Source organism: Flavobacterium sharifuzzamanii (assembly GCF_003254585.1).
GTDB lineage: Bacteria > Bacteroidota > Bacteroidia > Flavobacteriales > Flavobacteriaceae > Flavobacterium > Flavobacterium sharifuzzamanii.
The window spans coordinates 346527-365027 of sequence record NZ_QJGZ01000041.1 but is presented as its reverse complement, the minus strand read 5'-3'; the positions used below and the strand labels follow the sequence as shown (position 1 = coordinate 365027).

The window sequence follows — 18501 nt, the reverse complement described above, 5'->3', positions numbered from 1 at the left end:
ATTTGGAATTTAAGATCTGGAATTTAGAATTTTATCTTCCCATCGGAGGTGGTGGGCCGCCTGCTCTGCCACGGTTCATCTCCCTGAATTCTTCCATTTTTTTAATTACCGTTTCGTCATATTCTTTCTGAGAAATTACTTTTCCTTTTTTAGAAGGTTTAATTTCTACTTTATCTTTGGCATTTAAGACAATTTTTGAGCACAAAATTGTAGTTGTTCCATCATTGATTTCTAAGATTAATCCCGGAAGTCCCCAATAATTTTCTGGCCCTTGATTGATAGGAATTTCCGGTGTATACCAAGCCGTTACGACAATTTCTTTTGGAATTTCAAAGTTATCGGCAAAATTGGTCTTTGTCTCGCCCGAAGTCTTTTTCACTTCGTCTTTTTTGTTGTCATTGTTTTTAGGTCTGAAGTTTCTAAAATCGGTTTTGCTAGCCTGTTTTACTGCTGTCGCTTTAAAACAATTGTAACCACCAATTTGTTTGGTTTCTTGTTCCAATTTCCAGTTTAATTTTGGCAGAGAATCAACAACAAGAAATTCTTTTCCCATAAATTCTTTATCTACGGTATACGTTTTTGCTTTTACATCTTTGTAAAAAGTGCCTCCACCTCCTGTTAAAGAACCAAACATCATACGAAAACCTCCCTGCTGACCAGGTGCTTCTAGTTTTTCTTCTTCTTTATAAATTGATGCTGCTTTATCGAAATTTAAAATGAATGTTTTTTCGAGCATTTTTTTCATTCGCTCTTCCATGTTTTTCTGCATTTCTGGCGTAATATCTCTATTCCCACGCATGCCTTCAAATTTTGGAGCCTGTGTTTTTGACTCGTAAACAGCCATTCCCTGAAAATCTTTTTGCGCTTGAATTTGCATAGAAACAAGCAGTAAAGTCATATAAAAAAATATCTTTTTCATTTCATTTTCTTTAAGTGAGTAAATTCAATAAAGCTTACATTCAAATGTATTATTTATTTTAAAATTCAAAAAACTAAATATATAAACGGCATTAAGACATAGATAGAACCGCTTATTTTTTAGACTATTAGATTAAAAAAAGGTTTAAGAATCAAAATTGAAATTTTAAGGAGAGTTTTTTGTAATTTGGTACTCTTGTAAAATAATTTCTAATGCGTAAAACGGTGCAAAAAATTGTATTTTCCTTATTTCTTTTCTGCACCTTTCATGCGCTTTCAGCTCAGGATTTGAGTATAGATCCAACTTTAATTTCTCAGTATAAAAATACTTCTGATACTTTTTTAGGATACGATGCGTTTGGATATTCGTATCAGATAACCAATAATGTTTTCAGTAAAATTAAAGGCAAAGAAATCTTCGAATACAAGAATGTTTCTTTGGGAAAAATCACAAAAGTTGACCTTCAAAACCCGTTAAAAATTGTTTTGTTTTATGAAGATTTCAATAGTGTCGTTTTATTGGACAATCAATTAAATAAAATGACCGAAATTAATTTTTCTCAAAACGCCACTCCAATTGTAGTAAGTGCCATCGGAATGTCGACGCAAAATCAGTTGTGGATTTACAACACTCTAAACCAGCAGATTGGTCTTTTTGATTATTTAAAAAATGAATACAAAACGGTTTCAATTCCGCTGACTGAACCAATTCAATATTATCAGACCGACTTTAATACTTTCTATTGGATTGACAAGAAAAACAATTGGTACTCTTGCGACATTTTCGGAAAAATAACTTCGTTGGGAAGGATTGTTGATTTTGATAGAATCACGATAGTTAATTCTTCTCAATATCTTTTCAGTAAGGATAATTTATTGTATTTTAAAGGAATGAATAAATTAAGCCCTGAAGCAATTTCTGAGATTAAAGTTTTAGAAAAAACCTTTGACAATTTTTATTACAAAGACCAAATTTTATCTATTTTTACAGCTACAGATATATCAAATTATAAAATCGTAACACCGTAATGCACATAGCAATAGCAGGAAACATAGGCGCAGGAAAAACTACTCTGACCAAATTATTGGCGAAACATTTCAAATGGGAACCTCATTATGAAGATGTAGTTGATAATCCGTACTTAGATGATTTCTATCATCAGATGGAGCGTTGGTCATTTAATCTGCAGATTTATTTCCTTAACAGCCGTTTCCGTCAAGTGCAGCAAATTCGCGAAAGCGGAAAAAGAATCATTCAGGACAGAACTATTTATGAAGATGCTCATATCTTTGCTCCCAACCTATATGCAATGGGTTTGATGACAAGCCGCGATTTTGAAAATTACACGTCTTTGTTCGAATTAATGGAATCTTTAGTAAAAGCTCCAGATTTGCTGATTTATCTAAGAAGTTCGATTCCGAATTTAGTGGGGCAGATTCACAAACGTGGACGCGAATACGAAAATTCAATTTCTATTGATTATTTAAGCCGTTTGAATGAAAGATACGAAGCTTGGATTCAAACTTATACAAAAGGAAAATTACTAATTATTGATGTTGACAACATTAATTTTGTTGATAATCCTGAAGATTTAGGTGATATCATCAATAGAATTGATGCTGAATTGAACGGATTGTTTTAAAACACTAATTACACAGATTTACACTAAATAAAAAAATGCCTCTAAATAATCTTAGAGGCATTTTCAATTTTAAGAAGCTTTGTCAAAGTTATTATTTTGCAGCTTCAACTTTTGCTAAAACTTCTTCTTCAGTTCCTTCAAAAACTTCAGTTGTTGTTTTGCCATTTTCTGTTTTAGTAACAGTTCCAGTAGTTTTACCGTTTATATTTTTAACTTCAACACGAACTGATTGTTTCTCATATTTGCTGGTATCAAAACAATCTGTTTTTTGATATTTTCCAGTTTTGTCAAAGTGTGCTAAACATTTTGCCGTTTCTTCTTCAGAACAGCCTTTTTCTTTACACATCTTAATACATTCTTCTTTTGTCATTCCAGACATATCACCGCATTTAGACATTCCTGCGTGCATTTCTGTTTTGGCACAACAAGAAGCTTTTCCAGCAATATCAGAATGTGTATTTCCTTCGCCTAAAATTGGCGCGATTACCAATCCGATTAAACAAGTTAATTTAATTAAGATATTCATTGAAGGCCCAGAAGTATCTTTAAACGGATCTCCGACTGTATCTCCTGTCACTGCTGCTTTATGTGCATCAGAACCTTTATAAGTCATTTCTCCATTAATCATTACTCCTGCTTCAAAAGATTTTTTAGCATTGTCCCAAGCGCCTCCCGCATTATTTTGGAAAACTGCCCAAAGCACACCAGAAACGGTAACTCCAGCCATATATCCTCCTAACATTTCAGCAATTAACTGATTATTATCTGAGTAAACTAATTTTCCTAAAAGCACAATCAAGATTGGAAAACCAATCGTTAAAACTCCTGGAAGCATCATTTCGCGTAATGCGGCTCTTGTAGAAATTTCAACACATTTTCCGTATTCTGGTTTTCCTGTTCCTTCCATAATACCAGCAATTTCCTTGAACTGGCGACGAACTTCGTACACCATATCCATCGCTGCTTTTCCAACAGAATTCATCGCTAAAGCAGAGAAAACAACTGGAATCATTCCACCGACAAATAACATCGCTAAAACTGGCGCTTTAAAAATATTGATTCCGTCAATTCCTGTAAAGGTTACATACGCAGCAAACAAAGCTAATGAAGTTAAGGCTGCAGAAGCAATAGCAAATCCTTTTCCTGTTGCTGCGGTTGTATTTCCCACTGAATCTAAAATATCGGTTCTAGTACGAACTTCTTTTGGTAATTCGCTCATTTCTGCAATTCCTCCAGCATTATCAGAAATTGGTCCGAAAGCATCAATTGCTAACTGCATCGCTGTTGTAGCCATCATCGCTGATGCTGCCAAAGCTACTCCATAAAATCCTGCTAAAGCATACGAAATCCAAATTGCCACAGCAAACAATAATACAGTCGGGAAAGTAGAAATCATTCCGGTTGCCAAACCTGCAATTACGTTTGTTCCTGCTCCAGTAGAAGATTTCTGAACGATTGCCAATACTGGTTTTGTTCCTAATCCTGTATAATATTCTGTTACTGATGAAATAGCCCCACCAACTACTAATCCGACTAAAGTGGCATAAAAAACACGCATTGACGAAATAGCTTTAGAACCTTCTCCAAAGAAAGTCATTTGCATGGTTTCTGGAAGCATGTGCTGTACTAAGAAGAAACAAGCTACAGCTGTTAAAACAATAGAAACCCAATTTCCTATATTTAATGCTTTTTGCACCTGAGCTTCTCTTGCATTATCATCTGATATTTTTACTAAAGTTGTTCCAATAATTGAGAATAAAATTCCGAAACCAGCAATTGCCATTGGAAGCAAAATTGGCCCAATTCCCCCGAAAGCATCATTAATACTTCCGCCCATATCTTTTATAACATAGTTTCCAAGCACCATTGCTGCTAAAACGGTTGCTACATAAGACCCGAATAAATCAGCTCCCATACCTGCAACGTCTCCTACGTTATCTCCTACGTTATCTGCAATTGTAGCAGGATTACGAGGATCATCTTCTGGAATTCCTGCTTCAACTTTACCTACTAAATCAGCTCCGACATCGGCTGCTTTTGTATAAATTCCACCACCTACTCTGGCAAATAAAGCGATAGATTCTGCTCCAAGTGAAAATCCTGCAAGAGTTTCCAGAACAACTGTCATGGTATCAGTATCTTTCCAAACTCCTCCAGAAAACAAATGAAAGAAAATAATAAAAAAGGAAGTTAAGCCTAAAACGGCTAAACCAGCAACGCCAAGTCCCATTACAGTTCCACCGCCAAAAGAAACTTTTAAAGCCTGCGGCAAACTAGTACGTGCGGCTTGAGTAGTTCTAACGTTTGTTTTTGTTGCTATTTTCATTCCCATATTTCCTGCTAAAGCAGAAAAGAATGCACCAAAAATAAAGGCAATTACGATTAATAAATGTGTTTTTACTCCCGGAATAAAAGTAATTCCTGCCAAAGCTAAACTGGCAATAATTACAAAGATGGTTAATAGTTTGTATTCGGCTTTTAGAAAGGCTAAGGCTCCTTCGTAGATGTAATCTGAAATCTCTTTCATCTTACCGTCTCCAGCATCTTGTTTTAAAACCCAAGTCCTTTTTATTCCCATGAAAAGTAATCCTAAAACTGCCATAATAATCGGCAGGTAAATCATAAATGCATTCATAATATTTTAATGGTTTTGGTTAATAGTCAACAATCTAACTAAAACGAATTTAAACAAAAAAGCAATACTCCTGACGGAGTATTGCTTTTTTTATAAAATATGAATGCTTTAATTATTTAATGCTAAATAATCCAGCTGGTTTATTTTCAATGTCATCAAAACGCTTTGTACACTCTGCGATAATATCGTAAGCTTCTTTAACGTCTCCCCATCCTTCTACATCTACTTTTTTGTTTTCAAGATCTTTGTAAACTTGGAAAAAGTGCTCGATTTCTTTTACTAAGTGTGGGTTAATATCAGAAAGATCATTTAATGAATTCCAGATTGGATCTGAAACTGGTACACAAATAATTTTCTCATCTGGTCCTTTATCATCTGCCATGTGGAATACACCAATTGGCTTAACTTCCATAACACATCCAGGGAAAGTTGGTTCGTTTACCAAAACTAATACGTCAAGAGGGTCACCATCTAAAGCTAAAGTTTCTGGAATAAATCCGTAATCAGCTGGGTACATCATTGAAGAGAATAACATTCTGTCAAAACGCATTCTTTTAATTTCAAAATCGTACTCGTATTTATTTCTGCTTCCTCTTGGTATTTCGATTAATACATCGAAAGTCGTTAATTTGTCTGCGGTCATTTTCGTTTTTTATTGTTTCTATAATTTCGGTTGCAAAAATAACTAAAGAATCTAGTTTTACAATAAAAAACAAGGTTAAATTATCTTCATTAGGGTTTAAAAAACAAGCATTTAATAGCTAATTGTTCGATTTCTTTTCTTTAGGTAATAATGCCATAGCAAATAAGTTGCATAAGAACGATATGGACTCCATTGTTCGGCATGAATTTCCATTTCTTGTCTATCATGAATATTCAATAATTCTTTAATTGTATTAATAACTGCAATATCCCCAAGCGGAATCAAATCGGGTTCTTCGAGACAGAACATTAAATAAATATCGATCGTCCAGTTTCCAATTCCTTTTAATTTAATAAGTTCTTCACGAACTTCTTTTGCCGATTTTGAACCTAGACTTTCAATATCTAATTCTTTATTTAAGATCGCTTCCGCTAAAATCTTAATGTACTTTGTTTTTTGACGACTTACTCCAAGGCTTCTAAATTCTTCATCAGAAAGAATAGCCATATTTTCAGGATTACAAATTGTAAAAGCTTTAATTTTTAAGAATGTGGCTTTCGCCGAATCAATAGAAACCTGCTGTTCCAATATTAGCAAAACCAAAGTTTCGAATCCAGGCGGGCGTCTAGGAATTGGTGGTAATCCGTATTTTTCAATAATTTCTAAAAATATTGGATTTTTATTGGTTAAAAAATCGATGGCTTCTTGCATAAGTTATTCAAGTCTTTATCAAAATTAAACAAAAAACACTATACACTAATTTTTAGTTCTCTCAGATCTAGCAGATAAATTAAAAATTTTAAAGAATATCAAATCTGCTTTATCTGCAAAATCTGCGTGAGATAAAATATTTAAACAAAAAAAGTCGCAAAGATTTAAAACCTTTGCGACTCTGTAACTTTGAACCTTTGCCTCTAAAATACAATTAAAAATAAAACCCGAAAGATCCTTTTACTGCAAATTTATGAGCATCTGGCATATCTAGATAATTTCCTCTCCAAGAAAAATCAATTCGGAAAACTTTAAATATATTTCCAATTCCTGCATGATATTCATAATACACTTTTTCTGGAGCGTTATAAGGTAATCCAGAAGCATTAATAGCGCGGTTGGCGTCAGAAATTGTTCCGTGAACCGCCCTTACTCCAACAAACTCTCTCCAATTCAGTTTTCTCATAAAAGGAATTCTTGCGAATAATCTTCCTCCAAAATCATGATTCCACTGCAAAGTAGTGTATTGATCCGTAACGAATTCGTAGAAATTCAAGTTACTGAATGTATTCTCAATCGTAAAATAAGTCTGGTTACCCGGAATTACACTCATCAAACCTAACGGAATTGTACCAAATGTTTTTCCTGTTTCAACTGTAATATTTGTTCTTCCTAAAGGTCCAATAATAATTGGCTGTCTGTAAAAAACCTGAATTTTTTCGTAAGCAAAATCACTGTCAAAAACACCTTTCAATCCATAACTGAAATTGACAAAGAAATGACTAAAAGGACTATCAACCAAATCTCTTTCAACACCATAACCAATCGTTTTTCTGTTTGGCATAAACTCAAACTGAATATTGGCCTCAGACTGTTTTACCATACTTTCGACAACACCTGCTGGATTTGCTGCAGTTGGTAAAGTTGTATAATAATCTAAACTGAATGTTTTTGAGGCCGATTCTAATGTTCTATACGAAAGTCCTGCCGAGACAATAAAATTCTTTTTAGGCTCCATTTCAACAGAAACATTACTCAAATTGATATTGGTCAATTTTCCGTTGCTTCCCGTCGTGAACAATGCCGAAGATGCAAAACTTCGCCCTAAAACATCATTTGTAGTCGTTAAACTTGCTCCAATTTGTTCAATATCACGTCTGTTTCCTCCAGAGATAATAACTCTGTTTTTCTTGTCAACCATCCATTTTCCAGAAACACCATATTTAAATTTATTATCATCAAATCCATACGCTGTATAAGCCTGAATACGCCACGGATCGTTTGGCCCGAAATAAGTTCTTCCACCTACCCTTAACCTTATACCTTCAACTTCATTATATCCAAAAGTTGAGAAAATCGGTCCGTAATCAAAATTTTTAAATTCGACGTAACCGCTTCCTAAAATCGAGACGAGATTATACAATTGTTTAAATCGCTTGACAGTCTGTAAAGTGTCAAGCATTTTATAAATTCCTTGTTCGTCTTTATTTAATTTTTCAAAACGATTTTCTTCCCAGAATTCGGGCGGACGATCGTAAACCGCATTGTCTATAAAATTGACTTCTTCTTTATAAAACTTCTCTGGTTTCTGAATATTGAATTTATGATTGCGATATAAAGTTGTTCTTTTACCATAAACTCCTTTTGATTTTTCTTTCTTGTTTAAAGCAAAATCAGACATCATATAATCACGTGTCAAAAGGAAAACAGAATCATTTTCTACTTCAAATTCCTGTTCGATATAAATATCTTTTACCCAGTTAATATTGGCACTTTTTGTAACACCCATATTAATCTTCTTGATCGCAAAAGTGGTATCATTAACCCAGAAGTCACCTTTAAAAGTCAATTCATTTTTACGTCTCGGATAGAAAACAATATTATAACACCATTTTTTATCTACAAATGCACTGTCTTTTAGAACATAATTGTAAACATCGATTCCCGTTCTCGAAAGTGGACTCGTAAAACTTTTATCAAAAAATTTAAGATGATTGTCGTAAATATTATACTCAGAATAAAGATCTTTCACAAAAGACAAAATCTGCTGATTTCCGTTAAAACCAGACATTTTATTTCCTGTTAGATTTTCTTTTACTTTCTTTAATTTATTGTCTCCGTAAACATCATAAACCGATTCGTTTATAAAAATCGGCAAATAGGTTTTTCCTGTAACATCTGAAGTATCAACGTGATTAAAGATAAACTCCATTCCTTTAAAAAGCTTGTTTTTCATGAATGCACTATCAATAGTATTCATGTCAAACTCCACTTTTTCGTACTTCTGCATTTGATATTGATTGAATTGGTACAATCCGTTTTTGCGTTTTCTAGCCCAAATTTTTCTCAAAATATCCAATGCTGGATTGTTCTTCTTAGAAGTTTTTCCTGTGTAAATTACTACTTCATTAAGTACTTGTTCTTCAAACAAAACAATCTTGAAATTATAATTAACTGCTTTTTCTAAAGGAACTTCTTTATCTGAAAATCCTGCCGAAGTAACCAAAAGTGCGGTATAGGTATTTGGCGACTCTAAATAAAAGCGTCCGTCTTCATTAGAAACTATTCCAATATTAGAACCTTTAAATACCACATTTGCAAAAGGTATCGGCTGATTGGTTTTGTCCAAAACAACTCCACTCACCTTAGTTTGTGCAGTAGCGACATTCGCAAAAGCAAATAAAAAATATAAGAGAAGTAGAGTTAATTTGTTCATTATAAAGTAAAAAAAAACTTCACCAATCCATTCTGTCTGATGAAGTTTTATGAGTATTTTATATTTGTATTATTTGTATAACACTTTTTTTACTGCTTTTACTACATCACCTGCATTTGGCAACCAGTCTTTTAGCAGTACTGGAGAATACGGTGCTGGAGTATCTGCAGTTGTAATACGTTGAATTGGCGCATCAAGGAAGTCAAAAGCTTGCTCTTGAACGATATAAGAAATCTCAGAAGAAAGACTGGCAACTGGCCAAGCTTCCTCAAGAATTACTAAACGGTTTGTTTTTTTAACCGATTTTAAGATAGCATCTTTGTCCATTGGACGAACAGTTCTTAAATCGATAATCTCACAAGAAATTCCTTCTTTTGCTAATTCATCAGCAGCAATAAAAGCTTCTTTGATGATTTTTCCGAATGAAACGATAGTTACATCAGTTCCTTCACGTTTAACATCAGCAACACCTAGAGGGATTGTATATTCTCCGTCTGGCACTTCACCTTTGTCACCGTACATTTGCTCAGATTCCATGAAAATAACTGGGTCGTTATCACGGATAGCAGATTTTAAAAGTCCTTTTGCATCGTAAGGAGTTGAAGGAACAACAACTTTAAGACCTGGAGTGTTAGCAAACCAGTTTTCTAAAGCTTGTGAGTGAGTAGCTCCTAATTGACCAGCAGAAGCTGTTGGTCCGCGGAAAACGATAGGCACATTAAACTGTCCTCCTGTCATTTGACGCATTTTAGCAGCGTTATTAATAATTTGATCAATACCAACTAAACAGAAGTTGAATGTCATATATTCTACAATAGGACGGTTTCCGTTCATTGCAGAACCTACTGCAATTCCTGAAAAACCAAGCTCAGCAATTGGAGTATCAATTACTCTTTTTTCACCAAACTCAGCAAGCATTCCTTTAGAAGCTTTGTAAGCTCCATTGTATTCTGCAACCTCTTCTCCCATTAAATATATGGATTCATCGCGACGCATTTCTTCGCTCATCGCTTCACAAATGGCCTCTCTAAATTGTATTGTTCTCATATTTTATATTGTATGTTGAATTTTCTGAAGAGCAAAAATAAATATTTTAAATAACTTAAAAGCAAAAATTGAATTTAAAATCGCATGAACTTCTATCTGTTCTCAGGTTTTAACTTTTTAATCTTTATTGTGATAATTACGAAATCGATATAATAACGTATTATCAACACTTAATTCCTCTTAAAATATTTTTTAGACAAACTTTTATCTATTTGTTTAATTCTTGTTTCACCAAAATTCATTCATCTAAACGAAAAAAACAAAAAATTAGTATTTCTCAGACAAAAATAATTTACTTTCCAGCTATCAGTTATTACAAAATTCCTAACAATCAGACAAAATGAATATTGTTTTATTTTTAGATCCCGATGAAATTCATCCAAAACTGAACAATCTGCGAAATCGTAATAGTTTTAAAAAATATTATGCACGCATAGTATAATTATTCCAAATTAAATTCTAAATTTGTAAAAGCATATTATAAATTCAAAATATATACTTATGAAAATACTAGTTTGCATCAGCCATGTGCCTGATACTACTTCAAAAATTAACTTTACCAACGGTGACTCAGAATTTGACACTAATGGAGTACAATATGTAATTAACCCTAACGACGAATTCGGTCTTACCCGCGCTATCTGGTTTCAAGAGCAACAAGGTGCAAATGTAACGGTTGTAAACGTTGGAGGTCCTGATACTGAACCAACTTTACGTAAAGCATTAGCAATTGGAGCAAACGAAGCAATTCGTGTAAATGCAAATCCTACAGATGGTTTCTTCGTTGCAAAACAATTAGCAGAAGTAATTAAAAACGGCGGTTATGATTTAATAATCGCAGGTAAAGAATCTTTAGATTATAACGGAGGAATGGTTCCAGGAATGATTGCTGGAATCTTAGGCTATAATTTCTTAAACTCTTGTACAGCTTTAACTGTTGACGGAAACAATGTAAAAGCAGTTCGTGAAATTGACGGCGGAAAAGAAACTGTAAGCACTACTCTTCCTTTAATTATTGGAGGTCAAAAAGGTCTTGTTGAGGAAAAAGATTTGCGTATCCCAAACATGAGAGGAATTATGACTGCAAGAACAAAAGCGCTTACTATTCTTGAGCCAGTTGATGCAGCTGTAAATACAAAAGCGGTGAAATTTGAAAAACCAGCTCCAAAATCAGCAGTAAAATTAGTTTCTGCAGATAATTTAGATGAGTTAATCAATTTATTACACAACGAAGCGAAGGTAATTTAGTATCCAGTAATCAGTCTTTTTAGTGTTCAGTTTTCAAACTTGAAACCTGAAACTTTAAACCTTAAACAAAAAAATCATGTCAATATTAATATATGCAGAATCTGCAGAAGGAAAATTTAAAAAAGTTGCTTTCGAATTAGCGTCTTATGCTAAGAAAGTAGCTGAATCATTAGGAACAACTGTTACTGCTTTAACAGTAAACATCAGCGATGTAAGCGAGTTAGGCAAATACGGAGTTGATAAAGTTTTAAAAGTAAGTAATGACAAATTAGCTGGTTTTAATGCAAAAGCTTACGCTGATGTTATCAAACAAGCTGCCGAGAAAGAAGGAACAAAAGTAGTATTGCTTTCTTCTACAACAGATAGCATTTATCTTTCACCACTAGTAGCAGTGGCTTTAAATGCTGGTTTTGCTTCAAATGTAGTTGGGTTGCCAGTTAGCACTTCTCCATTTCAAGTAAAAAGAAACGCTTTCTCAAACAAAGCTTTCAACATTACACAAATCGATACAGATGTAAAAGTTCTTGGTTTAGCTAAAAACTCTTACGGACTTTTTGAAAGCGAAGGAGCTGCTGCCCCAGAAGATTTCAACCCAACTGTTGGTGACAATGACTTTGGCGTAAAAGTAGAATCTGTAGAAAAAGTATCTGGAAAAGTTTCTATCGCTGACGCTGATATCGTAGTTTCTGGCGGACGTGGATTAAAAGGACCAGAAAACTGGGGATTAGTAGAAGATCTTGCTGCTGTTCTTGGTGCTGCAACTGCTTGTTCTAAACCAGTTTCAGATTTAGGATGGAGACCTCATAGCGAGCACGTTGGACAAACAGGAAAACCAGTTGCAACAAACTTATATATTGCTATTGGTATCTCTGGAGCGATTCAGCACATTGCAGGTATTAACTCTTCTAAAGTAAAAGTAGTTATCAATAACGATCCAGAAGCTCCTTTCTTCAAAGTTGCTGATTATGGTGTAGTTGGAGATGCTTTTGAAATTGTGCCACAATTAACAGAGAAATTAAAAGCTTTCAAAGCTCAGCATTCTTAATACAAAGAATTCTCTTTAAAAATATTGCTGCCTAAAAACAAGATGTTGTATCTTTGTTTATAGGCAGCTTTTTTGTTCCATATTTTTTGATTAAAATTGCAGCTTTATTTTCCAAACCAAAATAGTATTAAAATAAGGTGCTAAGTGCCTTTTTTACAAACATATATGAGTCTAGTAAAATTATCCATAAAAGGAATTTCATACAGTCAAACTCAAAATGGCGCTTATGCCTTAATTTTGAATGAAGTCGACGGCGAAAGAAAATTACCTATTGTTATTGGCGCTTTTGAAGCCCAGTCAATCGCTATTGCTCTAGAGAAAGAAATAAAACCGCCACGTCCTTTAACACACGATTTATTTAAAAATTTTGCCGAAAGATTTGATATCGTGGTAAAACAAGTTATCATTCACAAATTAGTTGACGGTGTTTTCTATTCAAGCTTAATCTGCGAAAGAGATAAAATCGAAGAAATTATCGATGCAAGAACTTCTGACGCTATTGCTCTGGCTCTTCGTTTCAACGCCCCTATTTTTACTTATAAAAACATTCTGGATAAAGCTGGTATTTATTTAAAATCGAATACTGCCGAAACAGATTCTGGAGCTCAGGAAATCGATGATGTCCTTTCAAACCCTGAAACTTTCGGGCATGAAGAAGAAAGCAACCAATCTGGAGACGTTTACGCAAAACATTCTTTACAGGAATTAAACGAGCTTTTAGACCAAGCCGTTTCTCAGGAAGATTACGAAAAAGCAGCAAAAATTAGAGACGAAATCTCTAGAAGATAAATATATGTTTAATCGTTAAACCGTTTATTCGTTAAATCGATTAAACGACTAAACAATTAACCGAATAAACAAAAAATGAAACAATACTTAGATTTAGTAAAACACGTTTTAGAAAACGGCAATCAAAAAGGAGACCGTACCGGAACAGGAACTAAAAGCGTTTTTGGCTACCAAATGCGTTTTGATTTAAGTGAAGGTTTCCCAATGGTTACCACTAAAAAGCTTCATTTAAAATCCATTATTTACGAATTGCTTTGGTTTTTAAAAGGAGACACGAATATCAAATATCTTCAGGAAAACGGAGTAAAAATCTGGGATGAATGGGCTGATTCTAACGGTGATTTGGGACCTGTTTATGGACACCAATGGAGAAATTGGAACAGCGAAGAAATTGATCAGATTTCGGAATTAATCACTGAATTAAAAACAAACCCAAATAGCAGAAGAATGTTGGTTTCAGCATGGAATCCTTCAGTTCTTCCAGATACAAAAAAATCTTTTGAGGAAAATGTAGCTAATAACAAAGCGGCTTTACCTCCTTGCCATGCCTTTTTTCAGTTTTACGTAGCAAGTCCAGATCCTGAAAAAGGCGAAACAAAAGGAAAACTTTCTTGCCAATTATATCAGCGAAGTGCCGATATCTTTTTAGGAGTACCTTTTAACATTGCTTCTTACGCACTGTTGACCATGATGATTGCACAAGTATGCGACTTAGAACCAGGCGAATTTATTCATACGTTTGGTGACGCACATATTTATAATAATCATTTTGAACAATTGGAACTGCAATTAACGCGTGAGCCAAAACCATTACCAAAAATGATTTTAAATCCAGAGATTAAAAACATTTTTGATTTTGATTTTAATGATTTCACACTTGTAGATTACGATCCGCATCCTGCCATAAAAGGAAGTGTTGCTGTATAAAAATAAAAAAATCCGCTTAAAAATTTAAGCGGATTTTTTTATACAACTAAAACCCCATTTTCACTTCCGGCATAATCATTCCATTTGTAAAAATCGGCTTCAGGATCATTAACATAATTTCCGTCAATCAGATACTTAAATTCATAGATCGCATCTTTCACCAAATCGTAAGTTGCTTTAAATGTTCCGTTTTTCAACTTGCTTAAGGCTCCTTCCGAGGCATCCCAGTTATTAAAATCTCCAACCACCGCTGCCGAATCAGCATCTTTGGCATCTATTGAAAATGTAACTTTAACAACCGGCTTCGTTTTGATAAATTGTTTTTTCAAAGACATAACTATTTAGTTTTTAGATTTATACATCTAAAATTAACTAAATTCAACGAAACACTAACTACCTCCAGAACCGATTTATGATAATACCAAAAACTATATATTTTTTTCGCTTTATTGGTAATTTAAAGTGGTTAAAATTTTGTTTTTCAAATTCTTGGATCATTAAAAAGCAAATATTCTATACCCAAAATATTGTCTTTCGAAAATAAATTTTAACTTTATGATCTCATTTTTATCTTATGGAAAAAGAAGTACACGAACAATACGAATACGCTAGACGCCGATTAAGACAAAAAAAGGTTTTATATTTTCATTTTGTTCTTTTCCTACTTGGAAGTTTATTTTTATTTATTGCCAATAGATTTTTTGGTTTCGGAGAAGGCACAAGTCAAAACTGGTGCATATGGGGTATTACCATCTGGCTTTTCCTTTTTATTCTGCATTTTATAAAAGTGTATATAACCGACCGTTTTATGAATAAAAAATGGGAAAGAGAACAAATTGACCGATTAGTTGCTTTACAGCAAAAGAGAATTAGTCAGCTTGAATCTTCTATCAACGAAGAGAATGAAAATAAAATTTAGTTAAGCATACCATGATTATAATGATAGCGGCTGCAGCCGAAAATAATGCGCTTGGAAAAAACAACGAATTAGTATGGCATTTGCCAAATGATTTTAAAAGATTTAAATCGCTTACTACTGGTCATCATATCATTATGGGAAGAAAAACTTTTGAAAGTTTCCCAAAACCTTTACCAGACCGCGTTCATATTGTAATTTCTCGTCAAGAAAATTATAAACCAGAAGGATGCATTGTAGTAGATAGTATTGAAAAAGCAATTGCTCTGTGTCCTGATAATGATGATAGCTACGTTATTGGTGGTGGCGAAATTTACAATCTTGCGCTTCCGTTTACTGATATTATTGAGCTAACTAAAGTTCATCATTCGTTTGATGCGGATGCTTTTTTCCCAAAAATCAATAAAAGCGAATGGACTTTGGTAGAAGCTGAAGAAAATTATAAAGATGAAAAACACCTTTATGATTACACGTATGAAACGTACATTAGAAAATAAATAAAAAACATCCTCTTTTCAGGGAGGATGTTTTTAAATAATTGATTTTTGAAGCTTAACTTGCTCAAGAAGAATTTTGTTTTAAAAAAATCACAAATGTTGAGAAACATCTGCAAAACTGAATAACATTTAATGTTATTTGAGACCTAAGCCTCAAACGCCTCTAATAACAAATACCACTAAGATATTAAAGGCAGAAAATTAAAATTTCCAAAAACAAATTTAATCCTAAGAACGTACTTTGCGCTTAATATTAGTATTTCCCCCCAAGAACAATACTTTGCAAAACTCTTTCATGAACAAATGAATTACCAGCACAAAAAAAAGTAATCATTTGTTTAAGTCATAGCGACATTATCAATCATTAAACTTTAATCATTTTTACTTTGACAAAGTTGCTCATAATAGCGTCATCAGACAATACCAAGATTTAGGGGTTTTGGAAAAATACCTAGATTTAGGGATGGCAAAATCTGTTTTAAAACAAATCTCCCAAAACATTTATTTTACAAATTAAAAAACTCAATTACAGTTAAACTAGATTGTTTATATTTGCCTAAATAAAAAAAATGTCTGAAAAAATAACTCCGTATAAAGACTCTTCTTTAGGTAAAAAAGAGCAAGTAACCCAAATGTTTGACACCATTTCAGGAAATTACGATAATTTGAATCGTGTAATTTCTTTTGGAATCGATGTTAAATGGCGTAAAAAAGTATTAAAAATAGTATCAGACAAAAAACCAAAAGTTATTCTTGATATTGCAACTGGAACTGGCGACTTAGCCATTTTACTTGCACAAACTAATGCCGAAAAAATTGTTGGCCTAGATATCTCTGCGGGAATGCTAGAAGTAGGAAAAAAGAAAGTAGAAGAAAAAAAACTTTCAAATGTTATTGAACTAGTTTTGGGAGATTCTGAAAACATGCCATTTGAGGACAATTATTTTGACGCAATCACAGTTGGTTTTGGCGTAAGAAATTTTGAAAACCTAGAAAAAGGTTTTTCAGAAATCTTAAGAGTTTTAAAACCAAATGGCGTTTTTGTTATATTAGAAACTTCTGTTCCAGATAAATTCCCTTATAAACAAGGCTACAATTTCTACAGCAAAAATATACTTCCATTAATTGGAAAATTATTTTCTAAAGATAATGATGCTTATGGCTATCTGTCTGAATCAGCTGCTGCTTTTCCTTATGGAGAGGCCTTAAACAATATTTTAAGAAAAACTGGGTTTATAGATGTTGTGGCAATGCCTCAAACTTTTGGTGTCGCAACAATTTATTCTGCATCTAAAAAATAGTATGAAAAAAGTTGTAATCTTATTTTTATTGGTCTTAACGACAAAAGGACATTCGCAATTTGCTAAAAACATGTTTAGCAAAGACCCTATTATTAATCTTGAAAACTGGCAAAAGCAACGTATTTACTTTGGTTACTATTTAGGTTTTAATAGTTTTGACTTTAAATTTGATTACAAAACTCCTGTAAAGGAAGATATTCAGGTTAAAAAAACAACTGGCTTTAATGTGGGTGTTGTAGCCGATTTAAGACTTCAAGAATACATCAACCTGCGTTTTGAACCTGGCTTGTATTATACTAAACGTGACCTTTATTTTCCTGGCATAAGCAACAAAGAAAGTGATTATTTGAGAGAAGTAAACAGTACTTACATTCACTTTCCTTTGTTATTGAAATTTTCTGCCTTGCGTACAGGAAATATACGCCCATACTTGGTTGGCGGTATGTCAACAACTTTAAATTTATCTAGCAATGCTAAATCAAAAGACGATAACTTTGAGCAGAAATTTAGAGTAAAACAATGGACTGCTGCTTACGAATTAGGTTTAGGAATTGATATTTTTACCGAATACTTTATCTTCTCTCCTTCTGTTAGAGGAATGTTTGGTATAACAGATGAACTTATTAGGGATAATACTCCAGACAGCCCGTGGACAGGAAACATTGATTCGATGAAATCTAGGGCGCTTTTAATAAATTTCACTTTTCATTAAAACAAAGTATCAACTATTTCGTTTAAATTCACTAAGAATAATTGCTGTTGCAGTAGCTACATTTAAACTTTCCGTTTTTTGAAGCTCTCCAAATCGAGGAATTGTGAGACGGCTGGTTATGATTTTTTCAATCTCTTCTGAAATTCCGTTGGCTTCATTACCCATAATAATGATTCCATCTTGAGGCAGTTTTGATTGGTAAATATTTTCTCCATCCATAAAGGTTCCAAAAACTGGCAGTTTAGTTTGAGCAAGAAAAAGTTTTAAATCAACATAGCTTACATTTACTCTGGTAATAGATCCCATTGTAGCTTGTACCACTTTTGGATTATAAATATCCACTGTTTCTTTAGAACAGACAATCTGCTTGATGCCAAACCAATCGCACAGACGTAAAATAGTGCCTAGATTTCCTGGGTCTCTAATGTCGTCTAAAGCTAAAATTAAGCCCGAATCGATTATTACTTTTTCGGCTGGAATTTTAAAAACTGCCAAACAAGAATTTGGAGTCGACAAAGCACTTATTTTTTTTAGTTCTTGTTCATTAATAAGAGTGCGTTTTGAGGCGTGAACCGCCTGAAAATCATTCAATGTGGTGTATAAATGTTCTAATTCAAAATTGGATTGCAGCAATTCTTGAATTACTTTTACTCCTTCAGCAAAGAATAATTGATTAGCAAAACGCTGCTTTTTTTGATGCAAGCCTGATATTAGTTTTATTTGGTTTTTACTAACCATAAAATAATGTACTTT

At 33.4% G+C, this 18501-nt stretch carries 18 protein-coding genes; 10 read left to right on the top strand and 8 right to left on the bottom strand.

Going from position 1 to position 18501, the window contains the following annotated elements; translation table 11 throughout:
* Positions 1-31: 31 nt before the first annotated feature.
* Positions 32-919, bottom strand: coding sequence for a GLPGLI family protein (locus DMA14_RS18865; RefSeq protein ID WP_111426095.1), 888 nt, complete (start codon positions 917-919; stop codon positions 32-34).
* A 212-nt stretch (positions 920-1131) separates the two neighbouring features.
* Between DMA14_RS18865 and DMA14_RS18860 the strand changes: the two genes are divergently transcribed.
* Positions 1132-1947, top strand: a complete 816-nt coding sequence (locus tag DMA14_RS18860) for a hypothetical protein (RefSeq protein ID WP_111426094.1) — start codon at positions 1132-1134, stop codon at positions 1945-1947.
* Positions 1947-2561 (top strand): deoxynucleoside kinase, encoded by a 615-nt coding sequence (locus DMA14_RS18855; protein WP_095928085.1) that lies wholly within the window; start codon positions 1947-1949, stop codon positions 2559-2561. The genes DMA14_RS18860 and DMA14_RS18855 overlap by 1 nt, the downstream gene beginning before the upstream one ends.
* 91 nt (positions 2562-2652) lie before the next feature.
* Here the strand turns inward: DMA14_RS18855 and DMA14_RS18850 are convergent, their stop codons facing one another.
* From DMA14_RS18850 to DMA14_RS18830, 5 genes are all read right to left on the bottom strand, one after another.
* A complete protein-coding gene (locus DMA14_RS18850; RefSeq protein WP_111426093.1) occupies positions 2653-5196 on the bottom strand; it encodes a sodium-translocating pyrophosphatase in 2544 nt (847 codons plus the stop codon).
* Positions 5197-5308: 112 nt separating this feature from the next.
* Positions 5309-5839 (bottom strand): inorganic diphosphatase, encoded by a 531-nt coding sequence (locus DMA14_RS18845; protein WP_111288276.1) that lies wholly within the window; start codon positions 5837-5839, stop codon positions 5309-5311.
* Between the two features lie 111 nt (positions 5840-5950).
* Positions 5951-6550, bottom strand: coding sequence for a DNA-3-methyladenine glycosylase family protein (locus DMA14_RS18840; protein ID WP_111426092.1), 600 nt, complete (start codon positions 6548-6550; stop codon positions 5951-5953).
* Positions 6551-6764: 214 nt separating this feature from the next.
* The gene (locus DMA14_RS18835; RefSeq protein ID WP_111426091.1) at positions 6765-9266 is read right to left on the bottom strand and encodes a DUF5686 and carboxypeptidase-like regulatory domain-containing protein; all 2502 of its coding nucleotides are present in this window, start codon (positions 9264-9266) and stop codon (positions 6765-6767) included.
* Between the two features lie 69 nt (positions 9267-9335).
* Positions 9336-10313, bottom strand: coding sequence for a pyruvate dehydrogenase complex E1 component subunit beta (locus DMA14_RS18830; RefSeq protein WP_008466560.1), 978 nt, complete (start codon positions 10311-10313; stop codon positions 9336-9338).
* Positions 10314-10814: 501 nt separating this feature from the next.
* Between DMA14_RS18830 and DMA14_RS18825 the strand changes: the two genes are divergently transcribed.
* The 4 genes from DMA14_RS18825 (at position 10815) to DMA14_RS18810 (ending at position 14322) form a co-directional block, all read left to right on the top strand.
* Entirely contained in the window at positions 10815-11561 is a 747-nt protein-coding gene (locus DMA14_RS18825) for an electron transfer flavoprotein subunit beta/FixA family protein (RefSeq protein ID WP_111426090.1), read from the top strand.
* 76 nt (positions 11562-11637) lie between these two features.
* Positions 11638-12606: an electron transfer flavoprotein subunit alpha/FixB family protein gene (locus DMA14_RS18820; protein ID WP_111426089.1), complete on the top strand. Its 969-nt coding sequence runs from the start codon at positions 11638-11640 to the stop codon at positions 12604-12606.
* 165 nt (positions 12607-12771) lie between these two features.
* Positions 12772-13395, top strand: a complete 624-nt coding sequence (locus tag DMA14_RS18815; protein WP_008466556.1) for a bifunctional nuclease family protein — start codon at positions 12772-12774, stop codon at positions 13393-13395.
* 75 nt (positions 13396-13470) lie between these two features.
* Entirely contained in the window at positions 13471-14322 is an 852-nt protein-coding gene (locus DMA14_RS18810) for a thymidylate synthase (protein WP_111379457.1), read from the top strand.
* Between the two features lie 38 nt (positions 14323-14360).
* On the opposite strand, the gene DMA14_RS18805 is transcribed toward DMA14_RS18810, so the two are convergent.
* Positions 14361-14657, bottom strand: coding sequence for an isoamylase early set domain-containing protein (locus tag DMA14_RS18805; RefSeq protein ID WP_111426088.1), 297 nt, complete (start codon positions 14655-14657; stop codon positions 14361-14363).
* 239 nt (positions 14658-14896) lie between these two features.
* Between DMA14_RS18805 and DMA14_RS18800 the strand changes: the two genes are divergently transcribed.
* The 4 genes from DMA14_RS18800 (at position 14897) to porT (ending at position 17748) form a co-directional block, all read left to right on the top strand.
* On the top strand, positions 14897-15241 hold the full coding sequence (locus DMA14_RS18800) for a 2TM domain-containing protein (protein ID WP_111426087.1): 345 nt from the start codon (positions 14897-14899) through the stop codon (positions 15239-15241).
* 11 nt (positions 15242-15252) lie between these two features.
* Positions 15253-15735 (top strand): dihydrofolate reductase, encoded by a 483-nt coding sequence (locus tag DMA14_RS18795; protein WP_111426086.1) that lies wholly within the window; start codon positions 15253-15255, stop codon positions 15733-15735.
* Positions 15736-16304: 569 nt separating this feature from the next.
* Positions 16305-17036, top strand: a complete 732-nt coding sequence (ubiE, locus tag DMA14_RS18790) for a bifunctional demethylmenaquinone methyltransferase/2-methoxy-6-polyprenyl-1,4-benzoquinol methylase UbiE (RefSeq protein ID WP_111426085.1) — start codon at positions 16305-16307, stop codon at positions 17034-17036.
* 1 nt (position 17037) lies between these two features.
* Entirely contained in the window at positions 17038-17748 is a 711-nt protein-coding gene (gene porT, locus DMA14_RS18785; RefSeq protein WP_111426084.1) for a type IX secretion/gliding motility protein PorT/SprT, read from the top strand.
* A 9-nt stretch (positions 17749-17757) separates the two neighbouring features.
* Here porT and DMA14_RS18780 read toward each other — a convergent pair whose 3' ends face one another.
* Positions 17758-18486, bottom strand: coding sequence for an RNA methyltransferase (locus tag DMA14_RS18780; protein WP_111426083.1), 729 nt, complete (start codon positions 18484-18486; stop codon positions 17758-17760).
* Positions 18487-18501 lie beyond the last annotated feature (15 nt).